This window comes from Gilvimarinus chinensis DSM 19667 (assembly GCF_000377745.1).
Lineage (GTDB): Bacteria > Pseudomonadota > Gammaproteobacteria > Pseudomonadales > Cellvibrionaceae > Gilvimarinus > Gilvimarinus chinensis.
Genome location: NZ_KB898707.1, coordinates 293918 through 316447 on the forward strand (window position 1 = coordinate 293918; position 22530 = coordinate 316447).

Here is a 22530-nt window from a genome sequence, read left to right on the forward strand (position 1 = left end):
TCTCGATGGTTACTTAGTATTCGACTTCATAGGCTTTACTGTCGGGTGGGAACGTCCGACCAACTTGGAATAGGCGATGGACTTGTCCACTCCGCCGTCGGTGTAGGTCAACCGTTGGCCAGAACGATCAATGTTTTTGATCGTAATGCCAGCATAGGTCTGACCTTCAGAGACAACGGTCGAGACACCATTGATCGAGGTGATCGCCCGGCCATCGGGGAGAAAAGTATTGATGGCCACCTGTGAAGGCACGTGCTCAGATTTGCTTGCCGCTGTATCAATTGTTGTGGGCTGTTGTGGGTTGTACATTGTGTTATGACTAGATAGGCTTTCGCCCTCTTTACGGCGATTCGCCAGCTCAGCCTTGGCCTTATCGACATCGACTTCCGCTATGTCTGCGTTTTTTTTATGCTCAGCGATCTTGGCGTCGTAACCGGCAACCAGCAGCTGATGTTCTTTGGTTATCAACGTTTCAGCATTGCTCGGAAGTCGGATAACCGGGTCTACGGATTGGTCTTTGTACTCTTGGACGGGCACCAAGACCGGATCGGGCACTTTGACGACTTCTTTGTCAGCCACGTTGTCCGAGTCGCCAGAGAGCTCTGAGTAACCGATGGCCGCACCAGCCACCACCAATATGCCAATAAGGACCTTCTCTGAAGTTTTCATAATTTAATTAGCACCCACGATTTTTAAATTTGCTTCAATGTTGTATGCAACGCCGGCGCGATCCACTGTCAGTGAATCGATAAACACAGGCAGATGACGAGTGGCCTTAGCCAGCTGCAGTAAGGTGTGAGAGCCCGCGCCGGATTTCTTGACTAGGACATGGCGTGAACTCCAGTGATTGCCTGGAACGGCGGTGTCAAAGTCGACACTGTCCACCACCTTGCTCGAGAACAGGTTAAATCGAACTTCTCGCTCCGACTCAGAGACGGGCGTGATCAGGTAAGGCCTTGAATTGTCTTCCAATTGAAGCGCGATATTAGCTACCGCGTTCTCCTTCGCCAGATCAACGGTAAAGTCTCTGCCGATCTGAGTTAACCGATTTTCGAGATCACTGATATAAGCGGAAAGTGTGGGAGAGAATTCACAACTGAGATGGCTTCCACTCAAAGAACAACTGCGCAAGTTCCAGCCTGCGATAAACTGGATGCCCTCAGTAATGGACCAAACGTCATTTAAGACGGCGGTCGCAGAGGGAGTTTGAAACTGTTGTCGGTAGTCAGCAAAGTTATCAACCACCTCCTGCTCTTTTTCGTTACCACCCAGCGTAACGAACAACACACTACCAATAGCAACGATGGCTATCAGGCCTGCCACAAGCAGGGGCTTGTTCCCGGCACTCGTATGTTTCTTTAGGGCCTCTTCCAGCGGCATTAACGTTGCGCCGGAGAATGACGACAGTTTATTGATCAGTGGGGATTCGCTGATAACCGCATTCGAGCGTTCATCGATGTCAAACTGCGTAAAACCCTTAAGATCCTCAGGCAACTCTCCGTATAGATATACCTTGTACTGATCCAGATCCCTAACAATGCTGTTCCAGAAGAGCTTGTCGGATTCACCTCGCTTTACGTGTTTTTCGTCAACATCCGATCCATGACCAACGACCACCAGGTGTGAGCCATCGTCTACCTGGTTAATCCACACAAAGTTATTGTCGTCGATATTGCTTCTGACCAGATCACCCAGTGCTACACCTTGTTCGGTGCTGAATACCAGGTTCCAATAGCCCTGACGCTCATACATGGACGCATAGGGATAGGTACTTTCATAAACTTGCTTAAACTGCTGTACCTTGCTCTGAATCTTGGAGGGCTGTTGAGCGGCTGGAATACGCTCACGTTGAGCGCCAACCACATAACGGGTATTACCGATGATGATTCCCATGACGACCTCAGATATTCCGAATGATTCGGGGCGTCACCAGCAAGTAGATATCGGTCACCCGGTGTCTGGCTCCGGCTGATGTGGAAGCCCAGCCAGTACGTATAGGGGAATCCTGCTTGCTCATGTTTTCTTCACGGCGCACAGCGGCCGCTACCACTGTGGTGCCATCGCTTACTACTTGCTGGATGTTGAAACGATTACGTTTCATTCGAGGCAGTTGGATGAAGTCAGTTTCAGTACCGATGGTCTCGGTGGGCTGCAGCTCGGACCCACTGTTACTTAGTACAACCGACACTCGGTTTTCATCAAAGACTTTGGCCATCGAATAGAGTGTGTAACCACCCTGGAGAATTCCTGGTATAAGTTCTGTCGTACTACCAACATCTGTCGTATTCGTAGTGCGAGACGCGGCCAGATAACCCTCGATATCGGCAAGCTCGACTTCGGCAACACTACCGCTGCGTGTCATGACTCGCTGTTCGGTCACAAACGACACTTGACCTTGCTGCTCAAGCGCTTTTACCAGAACATCAATAGAGCTGGATCCGGTTTGACGGCTACCGGAAAAGGCAATCGGCGCATCATTGGTGAAAACACCAAAGGGGGATTCGCCAAAAAAGTTAAGCTGACTGCTGGCGGTGTTTTTCACGGCCGTCCAATCCAAACCAACCTCGGCATTGTTTTCCGTGGTCACCTGTAGGACTTTAATTTCTAGTACAACCTGAGTGGAAAGCTCTTGAATTAACGGTTCCATATAGGAGCGAACGGTGCGCATTAAATCAGGTGTGGTTTTTACTAAAATGGTCGACGATGACTCGGAGGGAATCACCACACCGTAATCGCCTACAATGCTTTCGACCGTAGTCTTAGCATCAGTGAATGGATTTAACCCTTCTGCTTGAGTGTTGCTGAATTGATCGCGGTCAACATCAAAAGCCGACGAATCAATCGGCGTCATTTCACTCGATCCACCGTTATTGGCGTTATCGTCGCGGGGCTTTTTTTTCCCCACCATGTAGCTGTAGTTGCCGCCAGGGATTGGTAAGGTGAATGTCTCGGTTTCGTAGGCACTCCAATGTAAAGAGGTGTCGCTGGCCTCATAGGAGTAGTTGGACAGCGAAGCAATCTTGTCCAGGGCACCACGTACACTGCCACGATGGGTCATAGACAACCGGAAGGATGGATCGACGCTGTAATCGAGTTGAGCCACGATGCCGGTTTCGGTTAAAACTAGATCCAATACCTGGTCAATCGGTAAACCTGCCACATCAACGTCATACGCTAAGGGCTGGGTTACCCAAGCTGGACCTTCGGGCTCTTTGATTGGCGTTAGATTGGCGGCCGGACGCTGTACATAGATCGCCGCATCCTGGCTGGTATCGGTAGCGGCTGCGGAAATCTTGTCTTCGGCCGACTCCAGGCCTTGTTTACTGTCATTGAATGATCCCATCACGCCACAGCCCGAAACGCTGCAGGCGGCAAGCATCACCAAAGTTCGCTGAATGTATTGTCTGAATTGCATGTCTGCCCCTATTGAATCGGATTGCGATGTACGAAATACGCCGTGGTCGTACTCGGGTTAAGTCGCGCCTGAATGGGATACTCAGTTAAAAGCTCACTGAAGGCCTGACGGGGATCATCGCGTGAGATTGCGATTGGGAAGGAGGACGTAATGGGGTAGTCCTGGGCCTGCCAGCCATCCTTGAAAGGCATCTCCCAGCCAAATTCAGATAGCAGCCGCTTAGCATTGCTCTGCACGCTACCGGGCTTCACATCAAATACCACGGTGTTGAATGCATTCAGTGCTGAGTTGTCGGTAATGATCAGTGATCGATCATCTTGGCCTGATACGATGAAACCACTCAACACATCATTGAGCGCTATCGATTCGGTGCTCATCAGATCCTCTGATACTTCGATATCGTCTCCAATATTCAGCCGGTTGATATCAAAGGATTTATCTCGAACACTGTAGACCACACCATCCAAGTCAAACTTGGACTGGAGTTTCATGATCGCCGAAACCAGACTCTCGCCCTCGACCAGGGTTAGTCGGGGTGTGGATTTGACAGCTGTAGCAGGCAGCTCATGTGAGGCCCCCGTAGACGTCTCTATGAATTTTCCCGTGGGGACTTCTGCTGTTACCGAGCGGGGTGATACAGAATGTTGGGAAGGCTCCCCAGTATTGCTGTGGATGGCCACATTGGATTGCATGCTCGTAGTCGAGCCACCAATCGCGGTATTCGGCTCGAACTGTCCGGCAGCCATTCCCGTCGATCCCATCACTTCTGTTGGCGCTTTCCGGGTATAGGCCAGTCCGTCCACCTCATCGACCAGAATGTCCAGCAAGGCACTTGAAGGTGCAACGGCATCATTCAGGGTGAACGTGACTGTGCGGGATAAGTCAGAACCTTTCACTGTCCAGGAGCTTCCCGCGACCACTTGGAGAATTTCAATCAAAGGGAGAGGACCTAGCTCACGATGCGCTGCAGGCAGTGGCTGGTTTAGTAGGATTGAATCGAGATAGATACCCCGATGCGTTTGATCGGCATTGCGCCGAACGCGATAGCCCGTACCGTCAAGAACCTCATCGACTGCCTCACCGATCGTAATAACATCAGTCGCAAAGGCGGCGGCCACGGCCGTGTAGAGTGGGTTAACCGAGCTTTGAGTCGGCTCCATCACAGCCAGTGTATATCGGTCGGTCTTGATTGCTATCGGGTCTTGACCCGCCCAGCTGGCCGTTACGGAAAATGTCAGTGCTATCAGTAATAAATATCTCATAATCATCGCCGGTTTAATGTAGGGGCGTGTTCATCGCGCCCAGTTGCTCCAACCTGTACAACCCGATGTTTTTTCCAATTTCTATGTTCAGGTAGATACATGTGTTCGTTAGCTTTAGGGATCTCACAACCCCAATTCGATTGAACAGCTTTTCATCTGGGTCAATGATCTTCACGCTTTGATCCAGAGAACACTGCTGCAACTTCAATAGCTCACGTTCAAGTACCCGCAGTCTCTGCAGGAAAATAATCTTCTCCATCGCCTGCCCCCGCGATGTAGTGCATGGAAAATTAGCCTTGTGATTGTTCCTCAGCTGGATAGCCTTGATTCGCTGGCCCGGCTTTGGGCTTGTATTGAATGGATTCAATGCCCATGGGCGCGAACGAGATTGAGTCAGCGCGGACTTTTAAACGATAGATTTCTTGACCTGGCGTCGCTGGGTCATTGGATTGAAAGGACTCCATTCTCTGCTCGCCGATCACGACGATACGAGCACCTACTTTCAACAGTTCAGCCACAGCCTTCGAGCGTTTTCCCCAGAACTCCACATCCACCCAGAAGCCGTTGTCTTTGCTCCATTCTCCCGATTCATCACGCGCTTTCATGTCGGCACGAAATGAGACGTTCAAAACGGATTTTTCTTCGCCTTTAACCGGAACGGTTTTGTACTCAAATGATCCGACATTACCCTCGTGGGCAAAAATGCTGAGCGCCATGGGACATCCTCTCAATATAAATTTTTGGAGGATTGAGGATACTTAAAATTGTGAACGGGTTAGAGCTTTAAACTGAACAAGAGGTGTGCAAATTAGAAAGGAAAAAGAAACGGGGGCAAGCCCCCGTGAATAATTGCGCACTCGCTTAGTCGGTCGGACTGTAGGCAAGTGGTTTTAGTATAACCCTAGTGTAGGGGCAGACAACTATTAAATTGATCTCACTTCGTACAAATACATTTCTAAACGATTCAGATTTCAAAGCCATCGACAGATGATCGAACGAGAATTTCTTTACCACTCGAATAGGGGCTAACTTCACCAGCAATATTGTCTTTCCAGACTTGTGCGGCGACCAAAGATTTGAATATCGCTAGATACGAATCTATTTCGACACGCAGTCTCATGCCTACTGCATCGTAGGAATACATACTTTCAGCAAATCTTGGTGACTCGTCTTGAATGCAGCTCATCATCGCGGCGACCTTTGCGCGATTATCAACACGCTCACGGACACCAGAGGTTAACCGAACAAACGAGTGAAGATTGAAACCAAATTCCTGTCCCTTGGCTAACACCCTCCATCGTAGATCACCTATGCGCACCTCTGGCACATCGAAACGCTTCACATGACTACCAGCCCTTGGGCTGTAACACAGAGTGACATACTCACACTCAGGGCCGTAGAAACGATGCCAGTCCTGCACAGCATTGCGAGCCGTCTGATCGGCTGCCTGTAGCTGCCGGACAATCTGATCTTTCCAGCGGTCAACGGAGTGACCGCCCTTATCCATTAAAAGGCCTTTTAAAGTAATGACCGCCATATGACCGATATTCCTCTCTGTCAGATATCCGATAGTGATTCTTGTCGGTCGTCCGCAGACTCACCGGTCTTGATTCGCGGCGCTAATTTTGCTCGACGCTCACCTTTACGAACATCCTCAGACAATGAGGGCATAGTCGGCTTGTGTGACTCGTATACTTTCGCCGCACGTTGAGCCACTTTGTTGTTCGCGGCCAAATCATCACGCTTAACTGATGTATTCACCCAAAGACGACTCGCTTCAAACACTGATCGAATCAATGATGAACACTTCACGATGCTGGCAGTCCAATCATCCTCAAACATGAGACCCATCTTCTTCGCGGTCATGGCAGATAACACCACTCGGTCAAACTGTGTCAGCAAGATAGCGGAACGGTAGGCCCAGGGCGAATAGAACTGAATATCCATCGTGGCCGGATCGACGCTATGGGTGTCCGGCATGTCGATACCTTGAAGTTCAGTCTCCAGCATCTCCTCGATGTGTTTCATCTGCGCCCGGATAAAGGCAGTCGCATCCTCAAACTTTGTTTCAATCTCCAACAAAGCCTGATCCGCATAGGGATCATCATTCTCACTGGCGTGCCATATCTCCGCCACATTCTTGGCGAACCGTACCAGGCCAACGATTGGATAGATGTTCTTGTCTTTATCACCACGACGCCCATAGAACAGGGCGTGTGCTTGCCGTGTTTCTAATGTGATCTTGCCACCGCCAGTCTCAAGCCTTCCAGGTCGCCCCTGAACTGACGCAGGTTTGACAATGCTGTCGGCACCGTCTGGGTGCGACCGGTTCAGATTCCGTTTAGCCTCAGCACGCAGCTCCGCTTTCTCTTCCAAGTCCAGAATCGTTTCGTTTGTCTCATGTTCCATGATTGATCCCCCTAAGGTTGTAAACTTGTACCAGTCTCACCAACGAGACCCGCGCATTTTCTTTTGCATTTCTCGGTCACTGATCATTTCTACAAAGTGACCTTCAATTTCGGATATCTCCAGTTGACCCTGTTCCAGACTCGTGGCTAACAGCATCAGCGATATTGCGCCACCGCGAATGTATCCTTCGATGTATTCGCCATCAGCGGTCGATGCCATGGACGATAAGTCTACGGCGATGTCTCGCAGTGTTCTCGGGTTAAATTGTTCCATTCTCAATCTCCAACCGTATGGGTTTTTCTAATCCACTTGCCCCAAGTGGATTATGTGTTTCACGTGGAATCATCAGCTTCCAGTTTCTTTGGATTTTTCAGGAATTCGTATATTGCACTTCACGCACACATCAGGACCATGTTGGCCGTCGGGCCTCAGGGAATGATTGCATCGTTCTTCGCGTGCTTTCATGCGTGAGTCGTTGGTTGAAAACAAGTAGCGATAGTGCCTGCGATCTAGGCTGGTCACTTTTACGACGACCACCTTAACAGGAGGTTGGTTTTCACCGCCGTAGATTTCAGTCGTCAGCCCTGGAATGGGAATGTGACCTTCGCCTACGCCGCCATACCAAACAAATTCGACTCTAGCCATTGGCCACCTCCAATCGAACTTTCGGAGTGATGTAAGTTTCAGCACTTTGGATGCTCACCGGACTCAGATTCAGAATGGGGTAACTTACCCCACTTTCGGCAGTCACCGGGATCAGCTTCGGGGTGTTGTAGGGTGCAACACTTGTCGCAGGCATCGGTCTCAGCTTCGGAGTGCGGTAAGTTACCGCACTTTGGATGTGCATCGGTCTCAGCTTCGGAGTGCGGTAAGTTACCGCACTTTGGATGTGCATCCTCATATCGCACCACCATGGCCAATCAAGAAATGCGGCTCACTATCCTCAATGGCTTCCTTCACCATCTGTCCCCACTCATCCAGCATCATGACGTTGTCCCGACGACGGTCTACCAAGGCTTTCGTGAAGCTAACGATGTTGCGGATGGGTTCAGTACCGGGATGCTTGACGTTGAAGATCATACGGCCGAAGAGTTGGCACATCACGTCACGTCGAGCGTCCTCACCAAGACCCAGCAGTACACGGCCAATCACCGGGATGTTGGTTCGATAGACTTCCCAGAGGAACAGCATGGGTTGGGTGGTATCAGCGACCAGCCAGCCGAGATGAGAGGCGGTCAGGCACTCGGCCAAGGGTATATCCAGGTCAGCGTCGTGCCGCCGTGCTGGTTCAGTGGAGGGGTGAATTCCCTTACGCGCGCGCGTAGTAATATATTTATTAATATTAATACTACTACTACCAATACTACGGGGATAAAAAATATTTTTTTCGGAGCCGTGTAAAGAATTTTCTTTCTCGGCCAAATTTTGATCAAGAGCCGTGTTAAGATTTTTAACATGGCTATTTTGATCCGCGTTAAAATTCTTATCATGGCTTTCCAAAGGCTCCTCTGAAGCCCGCATTACTTCGTTTAAAGCGATTTTCTCACCGGTATTCTCACCCTCAGCGTCAGCCAGAGCCGTGTTAAAATTTTTAACATGGCTATCGTACGCTTCACTCGTTGTGATCAAAGTGCTTTTCCCAAAAACGGCTTCTCTCAATCTGTCTTCCATGGACTCCAATTGAGTGGGGCTTCTTGGGGTCGACTCCAGCGCACTAATTTGAGCGAGAACCTGGCTGGCCAGGTTGCGATTGGCTTTACCCGCACTAGCACCACTTACCTGAGCTTCTAGGAACTGTACATACCCAGAATCCAGCTCCAGTGTGTCTGCCAAACTCAACGGTTCCTCATGAAGCAAATACACATCGCCAACAAACCGCTGAAGCTCATCGCGAACAGTACGGCAGAAGGTCATCCATCGATTGATACGCAATGTTGCCCGAGAGTTCGCTACGGTAGGTGCTGAACACACCATGGCTGCACTCAACTCCTCACGAGAGGGTACATAGCCTGGCATCTGTGGGTTTGATATAAACGCCCTCAGAACCTGCCATAGGAGTTTATCCGCCGGCCTCAGCTGACCATCAAAGATTAAGTGATTGGGCACACTATGATGAAAGTTACCGGTAAAGATGACGCCCATGCTGGTACCGGAGCTGCCGGTGGGGTTGGCGCCACCGCTGTCCATGCGTCGCTGTTGAAGCAAACTTTGCTCGGCAAATGAAATCTGCTTGATGATAGGAGACAGGTCGGACATCAAATGCCCTCCATGATCGTGTTCCACAATCTGTCGATTCCTATGCCTGTCGACTCTGAAAGAGAGCACAACTTGCGTAATTCAGACAGGTTGGAGTTTTTCAACTGTTCCCATTGGCGAAGAGCATCCAGCTCTTCAGATTCTGTCAGTGACTCGATTCGTCCGCGCTCCTGTGGCGGCAGACCCAGAGCTTGCTTGCGCTGGTCATAGTCTCTTCGACTGATACCCGTCAGCGCGTTCAGCATGGGTTGTCTTATCCCCAGTCGAATCGCTCGGTCAGTATCGGTCTCTTCGGAGTGCTCTATCTCCTGGTGATTCAGGAAATTACTGAGCGCCTTCCCGTTAAATGATACATCTACGAGGGGTGCCGGAAAGTCGGTCATACGATCCAACGCTCGTAGCGTGACAGATCGCAATAAGTCGTAGCAGGTCTCCTCAACGCCCATCTTTTTCAAGAGGGCGAAGTTGGAGGTTTGAGCAGCCGTAGCCGCGGTATACAGTGCCTCCCTGTTCAGAGAAGCCAACTGTTTCGAATTGATGGTTTTGTTGTCTCGCCCCACAGCGATACCTCCTTGCGTGATCGTGCGCATCGTTGTTTACTTCGATTCTAAAAACAGGCTCGTGTAGTCGTCGGCACAATGTTGCCTAATGGCTGCTAACGCTTTGTCAAAAGCGAGTAACCCCTGCTGGCTCTTTTTATGCTGGGCGGATGCGCCCTCGTAATCCGGCAAGGTTCTTAGCATGTTGGTGTGTATATAGGCTTGCTGGACGCCCACAATCTCGAATAGCCGCATAAACGGAAAGGGCAGCATGGCATTGATTGCTTCAACCACGTCGTCCTGACCTTTCTCGGCACAATCATGCGCAATACCGATGAACGGAATCATGAGCCCGTAAGCCCACAATTTCTGAATAGGCCTTAGCTCGGACAACATCGTCTCGAAACCACCAAACAAATCAGCCGCGATATGCCACCCGATACCAGGTGCGGTGTCGTATTCACCGTAGGTAGGCATTAAGAGGTGATCGATGTCGTGCACCTCAGCGACCATACAGCTGGCGAGATACGATTCTTGTAGAAGATCGTCCAGCGTCTTCGGCTGGAAATTTCCTTCCCGCCCCGCAATTGAAAGTTGATCGCTCCCGGCGGGAGTGTCATCTTGTGTAGAGCCTGGCGTTGCTCTGGCTGCTGTTACAGCTGGCGCTTCATTCTTGCTTGGTGTCGCAACTTGTTGCGTCGAGGCTCCAGGCGCGCTGCTAGGCTCTTGGATGGGGCGCTGTGACGGTGCCGAATTGCTGGCCTCAGGTGCAGCTGGAGCTGGTGAGCTCGAGGACTCTAGCTGAGCATTTGGATGATTAGGCTGAGGCGATTTAACACCTGAAGGCTTGCCGCCTTTCATGATGCTGAAAATCTCCGAACTGACAGCACTGAAAGGCTCGTCCACAGCGTCTGAAAATTTGATGCTCATTAACTGAAAGAAACCATCAAAATCAAAAGAGACGTCATCAAACTCTTTCAGCGTGTTCTGCCAAAGAGAATCCAAATCCTCTTTAGGCTCTTCACCGTTTTCAATCAGTGAATCCCAGTAGGCTTTAAAAGCATTTTCATAAGAACGGATTTTCTTAACGGTTGGTACGCCAGCACCTGCCCACAATAGGTCCGGAACATGCTCATGAAGTGAGTCAACTGCGTATAAAAGAACAGATAGATTGCTTGAGTCGATACCCCAACCTTTAGCTTTCATCCGGTCGGCAGCCTTACGCATGGATACCTTACCTTCTTTGTCTTCGATCAAAGCAATCCAACGCTTAGCGGCTAAGGCGCGCTCGATGAGCTTCATATCCCCGCGCAAATCGTTCTCTACCAAGTGTCCGGCTAACGACTCTTCATCGTCGACCCACGGCTTAAAAGTGACCTGGTGCCGAAAAAACTTTTCGTCGCCGGTCTCTTCCCAAAGCTCCTGCAGAGCTTGAAGACGTGTATTACCGCCGTCGGCAATTTGATACGGATCATCAACACTTTTACGAGTGACATTAAAACGATGATCGAGGCCTCTGGCCTTGATGGACGCCTTAATGTCATCGAACTTTGGGTTTACCGACTGACGCGGATTGAATTCACTGGGTACCAGTTCATCCAAAGTGACCGTGATTTCCGTTGGAATTGCGGGGTCTTTACGTATCGCTTCGACAGTGCGTGACTGTCGTTTCAGCCGCTCAGACAAATCTACAGGTTTGTTCTTAGAGGCCATGATTTAACCCTCTCCATTCTCAGTGTTTTCTATCCAGTCTCGGTCGTAGGCTTTAGCTTTCTTAAAAGCCGCCTCCAGCCTCTGCTGCTGATCCGGCGGCAAAAAGATCCCCAGGTGCTCATCGTCAATACGTCCTGGGTAGGTAAAGGTAATCTTCTGGCCTCGACAGCCAGCCTCTATCAGGTGGGAATCCTCAAAAACAGGCTCAATACTGTCGCGCATCAGCTCGTGTTCAGAGTTCAGGTTGTAAGCGTCATATTCACGCCCGCCACACCAGAGTGTGCATGCTGCGGTCAGGCGTTCGCGTGCTTGGTCCTTGTTATTGGCTACAAAGAAGACATAACCGCTTTGGATGAAAATGTCAGAAGGCTCGCAACTACTGGTTTCAACTACCGCTCGATAAATCATGACTAGGCCTCCGCTGCCGATAAGACGTCGTGGGGCTTACGGCCAGTCAATTTAGGCTGTAGCTCGTAAGCGAGCTCCAACATGGTCTCCTGCGCGCTTGGGGTCTTTCCCCGGCGCTTAGGTTCAAAGCGATGTGCCGGCTCAGAACGTCCGGCAGCTTTGTTGTAGGCGGCAATATCGGGAACAATGGTTTTAAGCACCCGGACCATGCCATCGCCAACTTCATCGAACTCCCTGCTAAGCCATTCAGCCATCTCGCGTGAGTCGTTGGTTCGCCCCATGCGGTTGATCAATGCGTTGCAGGTAGGGAGGGGGCGGCCAGCAATGGTGGTTTTCATACCTGGCGCCGGGAGCAGGGAACGCAGCATATTGACTGTGCCGGTCACAAACTCGGTCGAGTCCAAATAATTGGGTACAACAGGGCTGATTACCTCATCCGAGGCCAAAATTACGGCCTCCTGAAGCAGGCCTATGGCGCCCTGGGTATCAACAATGATGTAATCGTACTCGGTCGCCAGCTTCTGGAGTGCCATGTGGAAATACAGGACATGACTGCTGGACTCGCGAAGGAAGGGCAGGATCGGACCGCCTTTGTCGCCCTTGGAGTCATCGTTGACAATGATATCCAGATTTGGAAATCCGGTGTGGCTGATACAGCCCTCGGGGTCTGTCGTCGTAATTAATTGAGTCAGGCCTGAGTCGGCCGGGAAGGGGATATTGAAATACTTGCTCAAGTTTTGAGCGAAGTCAGTATCAATAAGAAGTGTGCGTTGCCCTAAATCTGCAAAGATTGCAGCTAGGTTCACTGAGATAGAAGTTTTACCGACTCCACCTTTGGTGGAAACTAAAGAATAGACTTTGGCCATAGAGCCCTCCAACCGTTGATTTAACGCAACGATTAAGAACTCATGGTCCAAAGAAGTGGGCTTACTACCACTTAGAAAATGGTAGCTAGGGGCGGACTTGAACCGCCGACCCCAGCATTATGAGTGCTGTGCTCTAACCAGCTGAGCTACCTAGCCACATGTCTTGAGGGCGCGTATTTTCACCACATGAGGGGTTAAAGTCAAGGGTGATTTTGAATTTTTTGTCTTCGCGCCCTGTTTTGCTTAAACGTTGAACCGGAAGTGGACGATGTCGCCGTCTTTGACGATGTAGTCTTTGCCTTCCAGGCGCCATTTGCCGGCGTCTTTGGCGCCTTGCTCGCCGCCGAGTTCAATAAAGTCTTCGTAGCTGACCACTTCGGCACGGATAAAGCCTTTTTCGAAGTCGGTGTGAATTTTACCGGCCGCTTGGGGGGCGGTGGCGCCTACGGGGATGGTCCAGGCGCGCACTTCTTTGACGCCGGCGGTAAAGTAGGTGTGTAAACCTAATAAATCGTAACCGCCGCGAATTACGCGGTTGAGGCCCGGCTCGTCCATACCGAGGGCTTCGAGAAATTCGGTTTTCTCTTCGTCGTCCAACTCGCTGATTTCCGCTTCAATTTTGTTGCAGATAGGGACCACCACGGCGTTTTCTGCGGCGGCGATAGCGCGCACTTTATCCAGGTGTGGGTTGTCCTCAAAACCGTCTTCAGCGACGTTGGCAATGTACATGGTGGGCTTGAGGGTCATCAGGCTCAGCTCACGCAACTGCTTTCTTTCGTCGTCGGTTAAATCAAACGAGCGCAGCGGTTTGGCTTCGTCCAGGTGCGGCTGAATTTTCTCCAGCAGTGCTTTCATGGCAATGGCGTGTTTGTCCTGGCCTTTGGCGGCTTTGGCAAAGCGCTGAATGGCTTTTTCCACGGTTTCCAGATCAGCCAGTGCCAGTTCGGTATTGATCACGTCAATGTCCGAAGCGGGGTTAATGGTGCCGTCAACATGAATCACGTTTTCGTCTTCAAAGCAGCGCACCACGTGGGCAATGGCATCGGTTTCGCGAATATTGGCGAGGAACTTGTTGCCCAGGCCTTCGCCCTTGGAGGCGCCAGCCACCAAGCCCGCGATGTCCACAAACTCCATGGTGGTGGCAATGACCTTCTCGGGTTTTACGATAGCGGCAATTTTGTCCTGACGGGGGTCGGGTACGGCAACTACACCAGCGTTAGGCTCAATGGTGCAAAAGGGGAAGTTTTCGGCGCCAATGCCCGCTTTGGTCAGCGCGTTAAACAGGGTGGATTTACCCACGTTGGGAAGTCCGACAATACCGCAATTAAAGCCCATGAATCTATCTCTTTACCGAATGTGAAAATAGGCCGGGATTATACATGAATTAGTGGCGAATTTATGGTCGATGGGAAGGCATAGGTTATAACGTTTGGTTGTGGGGGCTTACGGGAGAGAAGCAGCCCCCAGCCCCTATGCACGGTTAGAGGCGTCCATAGGGGCTGGTATAGGCTTAGCCTTGGTAGGCTGCCAGTAACACCTGCAGTGGGTGGGGCAGGCGTTGATTCAATAGGCGTTTAACCTGACTGCGGCAGGAGTAGCCTGTGGCGGTGAGTTTGTCGATGTTGTCGGGGTCGGTTACGACGGATTCCCAGCTCAAGGAAAATATTTTCTTTGAGGTTTCGACATTGTTGCGTTCATGCCCGTAGGTACCCGCCATGCCACAGCAGCCGGTGTCGATAACGTTGAGCGTTTGTCCGAGGGCGGCAAACAGCGTTTGCCAATCTTTGATTGACGCGGCGGCATTTGTTTTTTCCGTGCAATGGGCAAGCAGTTGATAATGACTTTTGCCAAACAGAGCGGTCGAGTTTGTTACGTCTTGGGAGGCCAGCCATTCTTGAATGAGAGCCACCTTGGGCGATTTATCACCAAGCAGTTTTGTGTATTCGCTGCGGTAGGCGAGCGTCATAGACGGCTCAATACCCACAAGAGGAATGTCGGTGTCAGCCAGAGCGTTCAGCATGCTCGCGTTATTATTGGCTGCCTTGGCGAAGTTTTTTAAAAAGCCGTGCACATGCAGTGGTTTGCCATTGGGTTTGAATGGCGCGAGCATGGGGTTAAAGCCTAATATCTGCAGTAACTTGATGGTGTCTAGTACCAGTTGAGTTTCAAAGTAGCTGGTAAAGGCATCCTGTACCAAGATAACCGTTTTGGCTTTTTGCTCATGGTTTAGTGCCGCAATGTTTTCGGTTGTTGCGTATCGTGCGCCGGCTTTTTGTAGGGCAGTATCGAGACTGACACCGGTTAGCAGTGGGCTGTCGACCATGCCTGTGGTTTTGGCCAGCACTTTTTGCATAAACGCCGGTTTCATGAGGCCGTTATAGAGCCAGGGAACTCGGGCCAAGGTGGGCATCAGGTATTCCAGCGAGCCAATAAAGTAGTCTTTTAAAGGGCGTAAATAGCGGCTGTAGTACAACTCTAAAAACTTGGCACGAAACTCTGGCACATCGACTTTAATAGGGCACTGGCCCACGCACGATTTGCAAGCCAGACAACCTTGCATAGCCGTATTCACTTCGTGAGAAAAGTCGTACTCACCGCGCTTTTTTTGAACACTATGTAAGGCGCGACTGGGCAGGCTGAGGAGAAAACTGCGCTTGCGGATTTTCTGCGTCTCTTCGACGGCATTAACTTGTCGCTCACTGAGTTGCTTTAGCCATTCTCGCATTAACGACGAGCGACCTTTGGGTGAGTGAATACGTTCGCGGGTCGCTTTCCAGGAGGGGCACATTGCGTCGTTGGGGTTCCAGTTGTAACACAGGCCATTGCCGTTACAGTGCATGCCTTCGCTGTAACCCTCCCAGACTTGAACGGGAATTTTACGATCTTGTTGACCGCGTGTACCTACCTTGTCGATGCTCATTAATTCGCTGTTATTGTCGGGCGTGGCGATTTTGCCCGGGTTCAGCTGATTATGGGGGTCAAAAGCTGCTTTTAGTGCTTGAATTTGTGGGTACAGCTCGCCAAAAAACTGCGGCGCGTATTCCGAGCGCACGCCTTTGCCGTGCTCGCCCCACAACAGGCCGTGATACTTTTGCGTGAGTGCTACGACTTTATCCGAGATTGTGCGAATCAGCTTTTCTTGCTCGGGGTCTTTCATGTCAATGGCCGGACGTACGTGCAAAACCCCGGCGTCCACATGGCCGAACATGCCGTACTGTAAGTTGTGGCTATCCAGTAGCTCGCGAAACTCAAAAATAAAATCGGCCAGGTTTTCCGGTGGCACCGCGGTATCTTCTACAAATGGAATAGGGCGAGCCTCACCCTTAGCATTACCAAGAAGCCCGACGGCTTTTTTTCGCATGCCCCATATCTTATTAACCGAGTCGTGCCCCATGGCGATGGTGTAGCCGATGCGTCCTGTGTTGTCCTTGTCGGCTTGGCTCATAGCATCAAGGGAATCGGTGAGCCGTTGAATGCCTGCTTCAAGCGCTTGCTGCGAGTCGGCAGTGTATTCTACGAGGTTAATACCTTTAATTTCCTGTCCGGGTACTGGCGGAAAAAACTCACTAACGCTGTGCCAGACAATATCGTTCATAGCCAGGTTTAATACTTTGGAGTCTACCGTCTCAATGGATGTGGGGCCGGCTTTCATTAGCTCTGTAGCATCGCGTAACGCGGCGTTAAAGTCGCGGTAGTTCACGTTAACAAGCGCAGCTACTTTAGGAATAGGCAGCACATTCAGCTTGGCTTCGGCAATGAAACCTAAGGTGCCTTCGCTGCCGCACAAAACACTGTTTAAATTAAACTCGTTTTTATCGGTGCGCACATGGGCCAGGTCGTAACCCGTAAGACAGCGGTTTAACTTTGGGAACTTGGTGGCGATTAGATCGCGGTGGCCACGCTCAATATCATCTAGCGCTCGGTACACTTCACCGATGCGTCCGGGTTGTTCACGCAGCTTGGCTAAATCGCTCTCGTCAACGGGTTCAGAATCGCAAATGCTGCCATCCAGAAGAACGGTTTTAAGGGTGAGTACATGGTCTCGAGTTTTACCGTAAAGGCACGAGCCCTGGCCCGAGGCGTCGGTGTTGATCATTCCGCCGATGGTTGCTCGGTTACTGGTGGATAGTTCAGGCGCAAAGAATAAACCGTAAGGCTTCAGAGCGGCATTTAATTGATCTTTAACCACCCCGGTTTGTACGCGAACCCAGCGCTGTTCGGGATTGATTTCCAGAATTTGATTCATATACCGCGAGATATCCACCACCAAACCGTCGGTGAGGGACTGGCCGTTGGTGCCGGTGCCCCCGCCGCGTGGGCTGAGCACCACCTGACGGAACTCTTCACGCTGGGACAGCTGGGCAATCAGCACCAAGTCGTCGATATGGCGCGGGTAAACCACCCCTTGGGGCAGCACCTGATAAATCGAATTATCCGTGGATAACACCGTGCGGTTGGCGTAATCGGGGTTGAGATCGCCGGCAAATCCTTGATTTTTAAGGGTTTCGATAAACGTTAAATAAACTGTCTGAACCGGTGAGGTTTCGCGTATACGGGGGATCATAGGCCACTGGGACTGCTGGAAGAATGAAACGGCGTATTTTACTGGCTCCAACTTACAAGAGCCAGTAAAGAGTACGTGCCGTCAGTGGCCGTGGATGTGCATCACTGAAATGAATCACTAAAAAACCGGATGAATAATGATGGTGGAGGGGTATTCCGGCGACAATTCATTGAATACGTCGGCTTGCCCATTGACGCTAGGGCTCTGCCCAGTATCGACATCGCCTAGCCCAGACCATAGCCGATAAGTAAAGGTGGCAAAGGCGTCAAAGGTTCCGAAGGTAAAGTTGAAGTCACTGTATTGGCTGACGCCGGGCGTAAAGCAGAAGTCGGGGTTGGTGGTGGTAAACGGAAGGGAAACCGGGTTGCCATCCTGTGAAAGGGTGCCACTTTTGCCCCCATCCAGAGTGAAATTAGTCATTATAAAGACCGGTTGGCTCAATCCTCGGTAGGACTGCCCCACTAAGCTGATTGGCACACAGGCCGAATTTTCATTGCCGACGATCTCTAAGTTTTCGCCGGTAGGTTCGTTATCCCACACCGGAGAAATCGACAGGCTTAGATTTTGCGCTGCGGTGGTAAGTCCCGCACTGTCACTTAAGGTGATGGCAAGTTCCAGTTCGCCCCAGTGGTGAGGGTTGAGTTTGAATTCCAGCGCGCCACTGGCGCTAATACCAATATCACCGTTGTAGAAAATATCCGACGCGCTAATGTTTAGATTACGGTTAGCGTCAGCCCGGGTGCCGTTGATAACCGTCACATTAAAGTAGGGTGTTTGATCGGCATCGCCGTCGCCAGTACTGTAAAAGCTCACCACATTTGGTATGGACACTTGGGTGAAGTTTGCCCCGCCGGGTGCCGAGTCAAAGTCAGCACCGGTTTTCTGCGTCCCCAAATCTTGCCCGTCATCTTCCAGCACTGAAATACTATAAGTACTTAAACCAAAATAGGGTGCATCGTTTACCGGGGTGATACTTAGCTCAAAGCTCTGGCTGCTCGAGTTACCGCTAGAATCGACCGCAGTAATGGTCAGGTTGGCGGTGCCCCAGGCGTTGTCTGCCCCAGTAAAGAAAAGTGAGCCATTGTCATCAATGGCAGGCTGCGAGGAAAATAGCGTAGGGTTGTCGATTGAGGTGATCGATAAACTGACTGTTTCATCAGCCTCTGAAGCGTGGCCGGGCGAGATGTCACTAATCCAGGCGTAAAGAGTTTGTGGCCCGGAGTCTTCAGCCACAGTGATGGGGGCCCCTAAAGTGAATTGAGGGGGGAAATCGCTGCAGCTGAGTAGCTCAATGGTTTCATTGGCGGCCAGTAACGTACCGGCGATAGCGCTTCCCTCCCATACATCTTCGGGGCAGGGCAAAGAGTAGCTTTTTATCTGAATCGTAGAAAGACACTGATTGGTTAACCTGGCTTGAAGCTCGTTATCGTAGTGGATGGTCTCGGTGCCGTCAGTGCAGGCGGGGCTGTCGCTGGATACGAAAAAATCAAGGACGGTGGCTTGCAGGCTGGGTTGGAACTTTATGCCTGCACCCAGCAGAAACAGCATTATCAACATGCCCATGCTTTTTCTGGACTTAAATTGTTTAAACGCAACCGTTAATATCAGCACCGTTAAAAGTACAAAGCTGATAGTGGAGGTGGCGGGCAGAGTGGTGGCGTTGGTGCTGAGGCTGCCAACAATTACCGAGCCGCCACTCTGAGCCCATATAGGGGCCGCCGTTAGGGAGCAAAATGCAGCAGTGGCGATGCAGAGGTTTTTTTTAGTCGAAAGCATAGGTTTTTGGCGAGTGATGACTTTGGCTTTAAGTGTACGAAGCTTTTGAGGTTGCCTGACTAACCTAATTAGAGGGGGGCTCCCCCCCTGGCAAGGGCGGCGAAATTCTGATGCTGCCATTTTTAAAATTCAGGTTGCTTTAACGAGTATTCAGCCGGTGTGAAAGTTGAAATCGCTATAATGACTGCACGTTATGGGCTGGCGAAGGATAATGTTCGTTAGCCGTATTCTGTTAGTGTGCAAGAGGTTTTCGTTGAAGCTCTGGCTCTGTTATGGCACAAATACTCTTACGCGATGGAATGAATAAAATGCCTATAAATTGCAGCTCCCTTCAATGAGAAAATTACCGGTGAGGGCTTTAATTGCGCCCGTTTAAGGTGTGTTTCATCAGGCTTGGATTGTTTTTAATGTCTGTAAAATGTTGGCAAATATACCCGCTGATTGCGTTTCTGTGTGTAAGCCTTGTTTCGCACGCCGAACCAATCAGGGAGGTTCCTCTGCCGGCAGATCAGGCGGTTGATAACATAGAAACAGCCAAGCTCAGCGGAAATCCGGCTGCCTCTGTCTTTTCCCGTTGGCCAGATGACTTGATCTTGGCACCTGTGCCCGGCCGCTCGTCAGAGCTGGGGTGGACCCTTACCTTAGGGGCGGGCTACTTTTTACCCCAAAAGAATATTTCTAACCCAAACTCTCTGGTGGGAGTAATGGCTATGGCTTCAGAGAATGAGAGCCATGCTGTGGGTGTGGGTGGCAGTTTTCATTTGTTGAACGACCGTTTGCGTCTGGTGATGCTGCTGGGGGATTTAACGTTCAACTATCGCTTTTGGGGTATCGGTAATAGCGCCGGTGAAAGTGGCAAGTATTTGAATGTCAGTCAAACCGGGCAAATCCTGTACAGCATGGCTATGTGGGAGTGGTTTGACAGCGTATACGCTGGCGTTGGCGTGATAGGTGGTACCTCTGAGGTCAGTTTGCGCGGCCAGCAGACCACTGCTTTTGATTTGCCGGACCCGACGATCAGCCTTGACTTGGGGGCGTTAGAGCTGCCGCTTAAGTACGACAGCCGTGATGATGTAAATTTCCCTCGCGAGGGTATCTTGGGCGAGGCCAGCGTCTACTTGTACCGCGATTGGCTGGGGTCAGATTTTACTACCGATATTTTTAAGTTAGACGGCAATGTGTACCTGCCCGCGCGAACTGGTGATGTGTTGGCCTTGCGGGCTATGTACCGCAGCGCCAGTGGCGACGCACCTTTCTTTTTACTCAGCTCGTTTGGTGGCAAAACCGATTTGCGCGGTTACGATACCGGCCGCTACCGCGACAGCGATATGTACGCGTTACAAGGTGAATACCGTTGGCGGGCAAGCGACAAATGGGTGTTAACGGGTTTTGCCGGAGTGGGTGAAGTGGCCGACTCTCCGAAAGAATTTTTCAGCAATTATTTGCCCGCCGCTGGGGTGGGGGCGCGCTTTATGTTGTCCCGTAAACACCAGGTGAGTTTATCCGCCGACTGGGCCGTAGGGAAAAACGGCTCAGAGTTCTACTTTGGTGTCGGGGAGGCGTTTTAAACAGCGGTATACGCAAATACCAGCAGTCCCCACATCGCCAGCAAAAATAGATTACTAAGCAAAAAAGCGCGCATGCGCCATAACACCTTATTGCCGCTTAAGTGAACGATGGCCTGCAATATTCTCGAAATCACGTACAGCCAGGCCAGGGCAATCATGGTAGTGCCTGTGGCGTTAATGGCCATCGCCGCCAGGCAGGCCGCGTAAAACAGCGGCGGTATTTCGAGCAAATTGTGGTAACAGCGTTGTGCTAGCACCATGCGCTCGGGCAGCTGGTCGGCGGGCAGGTTATAGGTTTTAAAGTAGCTTAACGGTACCTGCCGGTTTTTTACGGCGCTGATTCTCGCGCCCAGCATGGCAAAGGCGACGGCGAAGGTGAGTAAAACCATAGCGGCCATTGGGTAGATCATACAACCTCCTTGCTGATCAAAAAGTGCGCGGATTGGGGCGGTACTGTTAATCGGCGCTTGGAGCACTATAATAGCCCCCTTTTACGGCCCGCAACCTGCGCTGCAACAGCCTGCGGAGAATTCCAGACCAACAGGATGAAGAATATGATCATCAAGCCAAAAGTTCGCGGTTTTATCTGTATTAACGCCCACCCACAGGGCTGTGCGGCTCATGTGCAAGAACAAATCGATTACACCCGTGCGCAGGGCAGCATTGAAGGTGGCCCTAAAAATGTACTGGTGATTGGCTGCTCTACCGGTTACGGACTGGCCTCGCGTATTACTGCCGCCTTTGGCAGTGGCGCCAAAACCCTGGGCTTGTGCTTTGAAAAGCCCCCCACCGAGAAAAAAACCGCCTCGGCCGGTTACTACAACACCGCTGCATTCCACGCCGCCGCTGAAAAAGAAGGCCTGTACGCCCGCACCATTAATGGCGACGCGTTCAGCAATGAAATCAAAGCCGAGGCCATTGCTGCCATCAAAGAAGATTTGGGCAAAATTGATTTGGTGGTCTACTCGCTGGCTTCGCCCCGCCGTACCGACCCCAACACCGGTGAAACCTATAACTCGGTGCTTAAGCCAATCGGCAAAGGCTATACCGCCAAAAACCTCAATACCGATACCCTGAAAATATCCGATGTGACCGTCGAGCCGGCCACCCAGGAGGAAATTGATAACACTGTAAAAGTGATGGGTGGTGAAGATTGGGAAATGTGGCTGGACGCACTGGCCGAGGCCGATGTGCTGGCCGAGGGCGCAAAGACCGTGGCCTACACCTATTTAGGTGACAAGCTAACCTGGCCCATTTACGGCCACGCTACCATCGGTAAAGCCAAAGAAGACTTAGACCGCGCCGCCGGAGCCATCGCCGAACGCCTGGCCGATAAAAAAGTACGCGCCAATGTGGCGGTCTTGAAAGCTTTGGTTACTCAGGCCAGCTCTGCCATTCCGGTCATGCCTTTGTACATGTCTATTTTGTTTAAAGTGATGAAGGAGAAGGGCACTCACGAAGGCTGTATCGAGCAGCTGCAGCGCCTGTTTGCTGAGTGTTTGTACACCGACAGCCCGCGCCTGGACGATGCCGATCGCTTCCGCGTTGACGACAAAGAGCTGGACCCGGCAACTCAGGCTGAAGTAGAAGCTATTTGGCCAGAGGTAACCGAAGAAAACCTAATGCAAATGACCGATTACAAAACCTATAACAGCGATTTCTTAAAGCTGTTTGGTTTTGGCTTTGAGGGTGTGGATTACGAAGCCGACACCACGCCGCTGGTAGAACATAACTTCTAATCGGGCTTGGTTGTG

21 protein-coding genes and 1 tRNA gene are annotated in these 22530 nt (G+C 51.1%); 2 read left to right on the top strand and 20 right to left on the bottom strand.

Going from position 1 to position 22530, the window contains the following annotated elements; genetic code table 11:
• Positions 1 to 9 precede the first annotated feature (9 nt).
• The 19 genes from D568_RS0107190 to D568_RS0107285 all read right to left on the bottom strand — a co-directional run bounded on the left by D568_RS0107190 (position 10) and on the right by D568_RS0107285 (position 19208).
• Positions 10 to 669, bottom strand: a complete 660-nt coding sequence (locus tag D568_RS0107190) for a hypothetical protein (RefSeq protein ID WP_020208913.1) — start codon at positions 667 to 669, stop codon at positions 10 to 12.
• 3 nt (positions 670 to 672) lie between these two features.
• On the bottom strand, positions 673 to 1893 hold the full coding sequence (locus D568_RS0107195; RefSeq protein WP_020208914.1) for a hypothetical protein: 1221 nt from the start codon (positions 1891 to 1893) through the stop codon (positions 673 to 675).
• A 7-nt stretch (positions 1894 to 1900) separates the two neighbouring features.
• Complete coding sequence (locus D568_RS0107200; RefSeq protein ID WP_020208915.1) at positions 1901 to 3415, bottom strand: hypothetical protein; 1515 nt, start codon at positions 3413 to 3415, stop codon at positions 1901 to 1903.
• 8 nt (positions 3416 to 3423) lie between these two features.
• Entirely contained in the window at positions 3424 to 4677 is a 1254-nt protein-coding gene (gene pilL2 / locus D568_RS0107205) for a PFGI-1 class ICE element type IV pilus protein PilL2 (RefSeq protein ID WP_020208916.1), read from the bottom strand.
• A 290-nt stretch (positions 4678 to 4967) separates the two neighbouring features.
• A complete protein-coding gene (locus D568_RS0107215; RefSeq protein ID WP_020208918.1) occupies positions 4968 to 5393 on the bottom strand; it encodes a single-stranded DNA-binding protein in 426 nt (141 codons plus the stop codon).
• A gap of 248 nt (positions 5394 to 5641) precedes the next feature.
• Positions 5642 to 6214 carry a hypothetical protein gene (locus D568_RS0107220; RefSeq protein WP_020208919.1) on the bottom strand — a complete coding sequence of 191 codons (573 nt, stop codon included), beginning with the start codon at positions 6212 to 6214 and terminating at the stop codon, positions 5642 to 5644.
• A 20-nt stretch (positions 6215 to 6234) separates the two neighbouring features.
• Positions 6235 to 7086, bottom strand: coding sequence for a PFL_4669 family integrating conjugative element protein (locus D568_RS0107225; RefSeq protein WP_020208920.1), 852 nt, complete (start codon positions 7084 to 7086; stop codon positions 6235 to 6237).
• Positions 7087 to 7122: 36 nt separating this feature from the next.
• A complete protein-coding gene (locus D568_RS0107230) occupies positions 7123 to 7359 on the bottom strand; it encodes a hypothetical protein (RefSeq protein WP_020208921.1) in 237 nt (78 codons plus the stop codon).
• 72 nt (positions 7360 to 7431) lie between these two features.
• Positions 7432 to 7731 carry a hypothetical protein gene (locus tag D568_RS21660; RefSeq protein ID WP_020208922.1) on the bottom strand — a complete coding sequence of 100 codons (300 nt, stop codon included), beginning with the start codon at positions 7729 to 7731 and terminating at the stop codon, positions 7432 to 7434.
• The gene (locus tag D568_RS0107240; RefSeq protein ID WP_020208923.1) at positions 7724 to 7987 is read right to left on the bottom strand and encodes a hypothetical protein; all 264 of its coding nucleotides are present in this window, start codon (positions 7985 to 7987) and stop codon (positions 7724 to 7726) included. The genes D568_RS21660 and D568_RS0107240 overlap by 8 nt, the downstream gene beginning before the upstream one ends.
• The gene (locus D568_RS0107245) at positions 7984 to 9369 is read right to left on the bottom strand and encodes an STY4528 family pathogenicity island replication protein (protein WP_169334792.1); all 1386 of its coding nucleotides are present in this window, start codon (positions 9367 to 9369) and stop codon (positions 7984 to 7986) included. The genes D568_RS0107240 and D568_RS0107245 overlap by 4 nt, the downstream gene beginning before the upstream one ends.
• On the bottom strand, positions 9342 to 9902 hold the full coding sequence (locus tag D568_RS0107250; protein WP_169334793.1) for an STY4526/YPO1902 family pathogenicity island replication protein: 561 nt from the start codon (positions 9900 to 9902) through the stop codon (positions 9342 to 9344). The genes D568_RS0107245 and D568_RS0107250 overlap by 28 nt, the downstream gene beginning before the upstream one ends.
• A gap of 36 nt (positions 9903 to 9938) precedes the next feature.
• Positions 9939 to 11594, bottom strand: coding sequence for a ParB family protein (locus D568_RS21065; protein WP_020208926.1), 1656 nt, complete (start codon positions 11592 to 11594; stop codon positions 9939 to 9941).
• Positions 11595 to 11597: 3 nt separating this feature from the next.
• Positions 11598 to 12002, bottom strand: coding sequence for a hypothetical protein (locus D568_RS0107260; protein WP_020208927.1), 405 nt, complete (start codon positions 12000 to 12002; stop codon positions 11598 to 11600).
• Positions 12003 to 12004: 2 nt separating this feature from the next.
• Complete coding sequence (locus tag D568_RS19605) at positions 12005 to 12868, bottom strand: ParA family protein (RefSeq protein WP_020208928.1); 864 nt, start codon at positions 12866 to 12868, stop codon at positions 12005 to 12007.
• 79 nt (positions 12869 to 12947) lie between these two features.
• Positions 12948 to 13024, bottom strand: a tRNA-Met gene (locus D568_RS0107270).
• A gap of 87 nt (positions 13025 to 13111) precedes the next feature.
• Entirely contained in the window at positions 13112 to 14203 is a 1092-nt protein-coding gene (gene ychF, locus D568_RS0107275; protein ID WP_020208929.1) for a redox-regulated ATPase YchF, read from the bottom strand.
• A 175-nt stretch (positions 14204 to 14378) separates the two neighbouring features.
• Complete coding sequence (gene ydiJ, locus D568_RS0107280) at positions 14379 to 17432, bottom strand: D-2-hydroxyglutarate dehydrogenase YdiJ (RefSeq protein ID WP_020208930.1); 3054 nt, start codon at positions 17430 to 17432, stop codon at positions 14379 to 14381.
• Positions 17433 to 17549: 117 nt separating this feature from the next.
• The gene (locus tag D568_RS0107285) at positions 17550 to 19208 is read right to left on the bottom strand and encodes a hypothetical protein (protein ID WP_020208931.1); all 1659 of its coding nucleotides are present in this window, start codon (positions 19206 to 19208) and stop codon (positions 17550 to 17552) included.
• A gap of 407 nt (positions 19209 to 19615) precedes the next feature.
• Here D568_RS0107285 and D568_RS0107290 point away from each other — a divergent pair, with 407 nt between their 5' ends.
• The gene (locus D568_RS0107290) at positions 19616 to 20776 is read left to right on the top strand and encodes a BamA/TamA family outer membrane protein (RefSeq protein ID WP_020208932.1); all 1161 of its coding nucleotides are present in this window, start codon (positions 19616 to 19618) and stop codon (positions 20774 to 20776) included.
• Here the strand turns inward: D568_RS0107290 and D568_RS0107295 are convergent.
• Complete coding sequence (locus tag D568_RS0107295) at positions 20773 to 21186, bottom strand: MAPEG family protein (RefSeq protein ID WP_020208933.1); 414 nt, start codon at positions 21184 to 21186, stop codon at positions 20773 to 20775. The two genes, D568_RS0107290 and D568_RS0107295, sit on opposite strands and share 4 nt — an antisense overlap.
• A 144-nt stretch (positions 21187 to 21330) precedes the next feature.
• Between D568_RS0107295 and fabV the strand changes: the two genes are divergently transcribed.
• Positions 21331 to 22515, top strand: a complete 1185-nt coding sequence (gene fabV, locus D568_RS0107300) for an enoyl-ACP reductase FabV (RefSeq protein ID WP_020208934.1) — start codon at positions 21331 to 21333, stop codon at positions 22513 to 22515.
• Positions 22516 to 22530: the final 15 nt, after the last annotated feature.

Bases quoted from the DNA above. Each gene is read 5' to 3' on its own strand.
- D568_RS0107215 (WP_020208918.1), bottom strand. From the start codon at position 5,393: ATGGCGCTCAGCATTTTTGCCCACGAGGGTAATGTCGGATCATTTGAG.
- D568_RS0107200 (WP_020208915.1), bottom strand. From the start codon at position 3,415: ATGCAATTCAGACAATACATTCAGCGAACTTTGGTGATGCTTGCCGCC.
- D568_RS0107225 (WP_020208920.1), bottom strand. From the start codon at position 7,086: ATGGAACATGAGACAAACGAAACGATTCTGGACTTGGAAGAGAAAGCG.
- ychF (WP_020208929.1), bottom strand. From the start codon at position 14,203: ATGGGCTTTAATTGCGGTATTGTCGGACTTCCCAACGTGGGTAAATCC.
- D568_RS21065 (WP_020208926.1), bottom strand. From the start codon at position 11,594: ATGGCCTCTAAGAACAAACCTGTAGATTTGTCTGAGCGGCTGAAACGA.
- D568_RS0107190 (WP_020208913.1), bottom strand. From the start codon at position 669: ATGAAAACTTCAGAGAAGGTCCTTATTGGCATATTGGTGGTGGCTGGT.
- ydiJ (WP_020208930.1), bottom strand. From the start codon at position 17,432: ATGATCCCCCGTATACGCGAAACCTCACCGGTTCAGACAGTTTATTTA.
- D568_RS0107230 (WP_020208921.1), bottom strand. From the start codon at position 7,359: ATGGAACAATTTAACCCGAGAACACTGCGAGACATCGCCGTAGACTTA.
- D568_RS0107290 (WP_020208932.1), top strand. From the start codon at position 19,616: ATGTCTGTAAAATGTTGGCAAATATACCCGCTGATTGCGTTTCTGTGT.
- fabV (WP_020208934.1), top strand. From the start codon at position 21,331: ATGATCATCAAGCCAAAAGTTCGCGGTTTTATCTGTATTAACGCCCAC.
- D568_RS0107220 (WP_020208919.1), bottom strand. From the start codon at position 6,214: ATGGCGGTCATTACTTTAAAAGGCCTTTTAATGGATAAGGGCGGTCAC.
- D568_RS0107195 (WP_020208914.1), bottom strand. From the start codon at position 1,893: ATGGGAATCATCATCGGTAATACCCGTTATGTGGTTGGCGCTCAACGT.
- D568_RS19605 (WP_020208928.1), bottom strand. From the start codon at position 12,868: ATGGCCAAAGTCTATTCTTTAGTTTCCACCAAAGGTGGAGTCGGTAAA.
- D568_RS0107285 (WP_020208931.1), bottom strand. From the start codon at position 19,208: ATGCTTTCGACTAAAAAAAACCTCTGCATCGCCACTGCTGCATTTTGC.
- D568_RS0107260 (WP_020208927.1), bottom strand. From the start codon at position 12,002: ATGATTTATCGAGCGGTAGTTGAAACCAGTAGTTGCGAGCCTTCTGAC.
- D568_RS0107295 (WP_020208933.1), bottom strand. From the start codon at position 21,186: ATGATCTACCCAATGGCCGCTATGGTTTTACTCACCTTCGCCGTCGCC.
- D568_RS0107240 (WP_020208923.1), bottom strand. From the start codon at position 7,987: ATGAGGATGCACATCCAAAGTGCGGTAACTTACCGCACTCCGAAGCTG.
- D568_RS21660 (WP_020208922.1), bottom strand. From the start codon at position 7,731: ATGGCTAGAGTCGAATTTGTTTGGTATGGCGGCGTAGGCGAAGGTCAC.
- pilL2 (WP_020208916.1), bottom strand. From the start codon at position 4,677: ATGAGATATTTATTACTGATAGCACTGACATTTTCCGTAACGGCCAGC.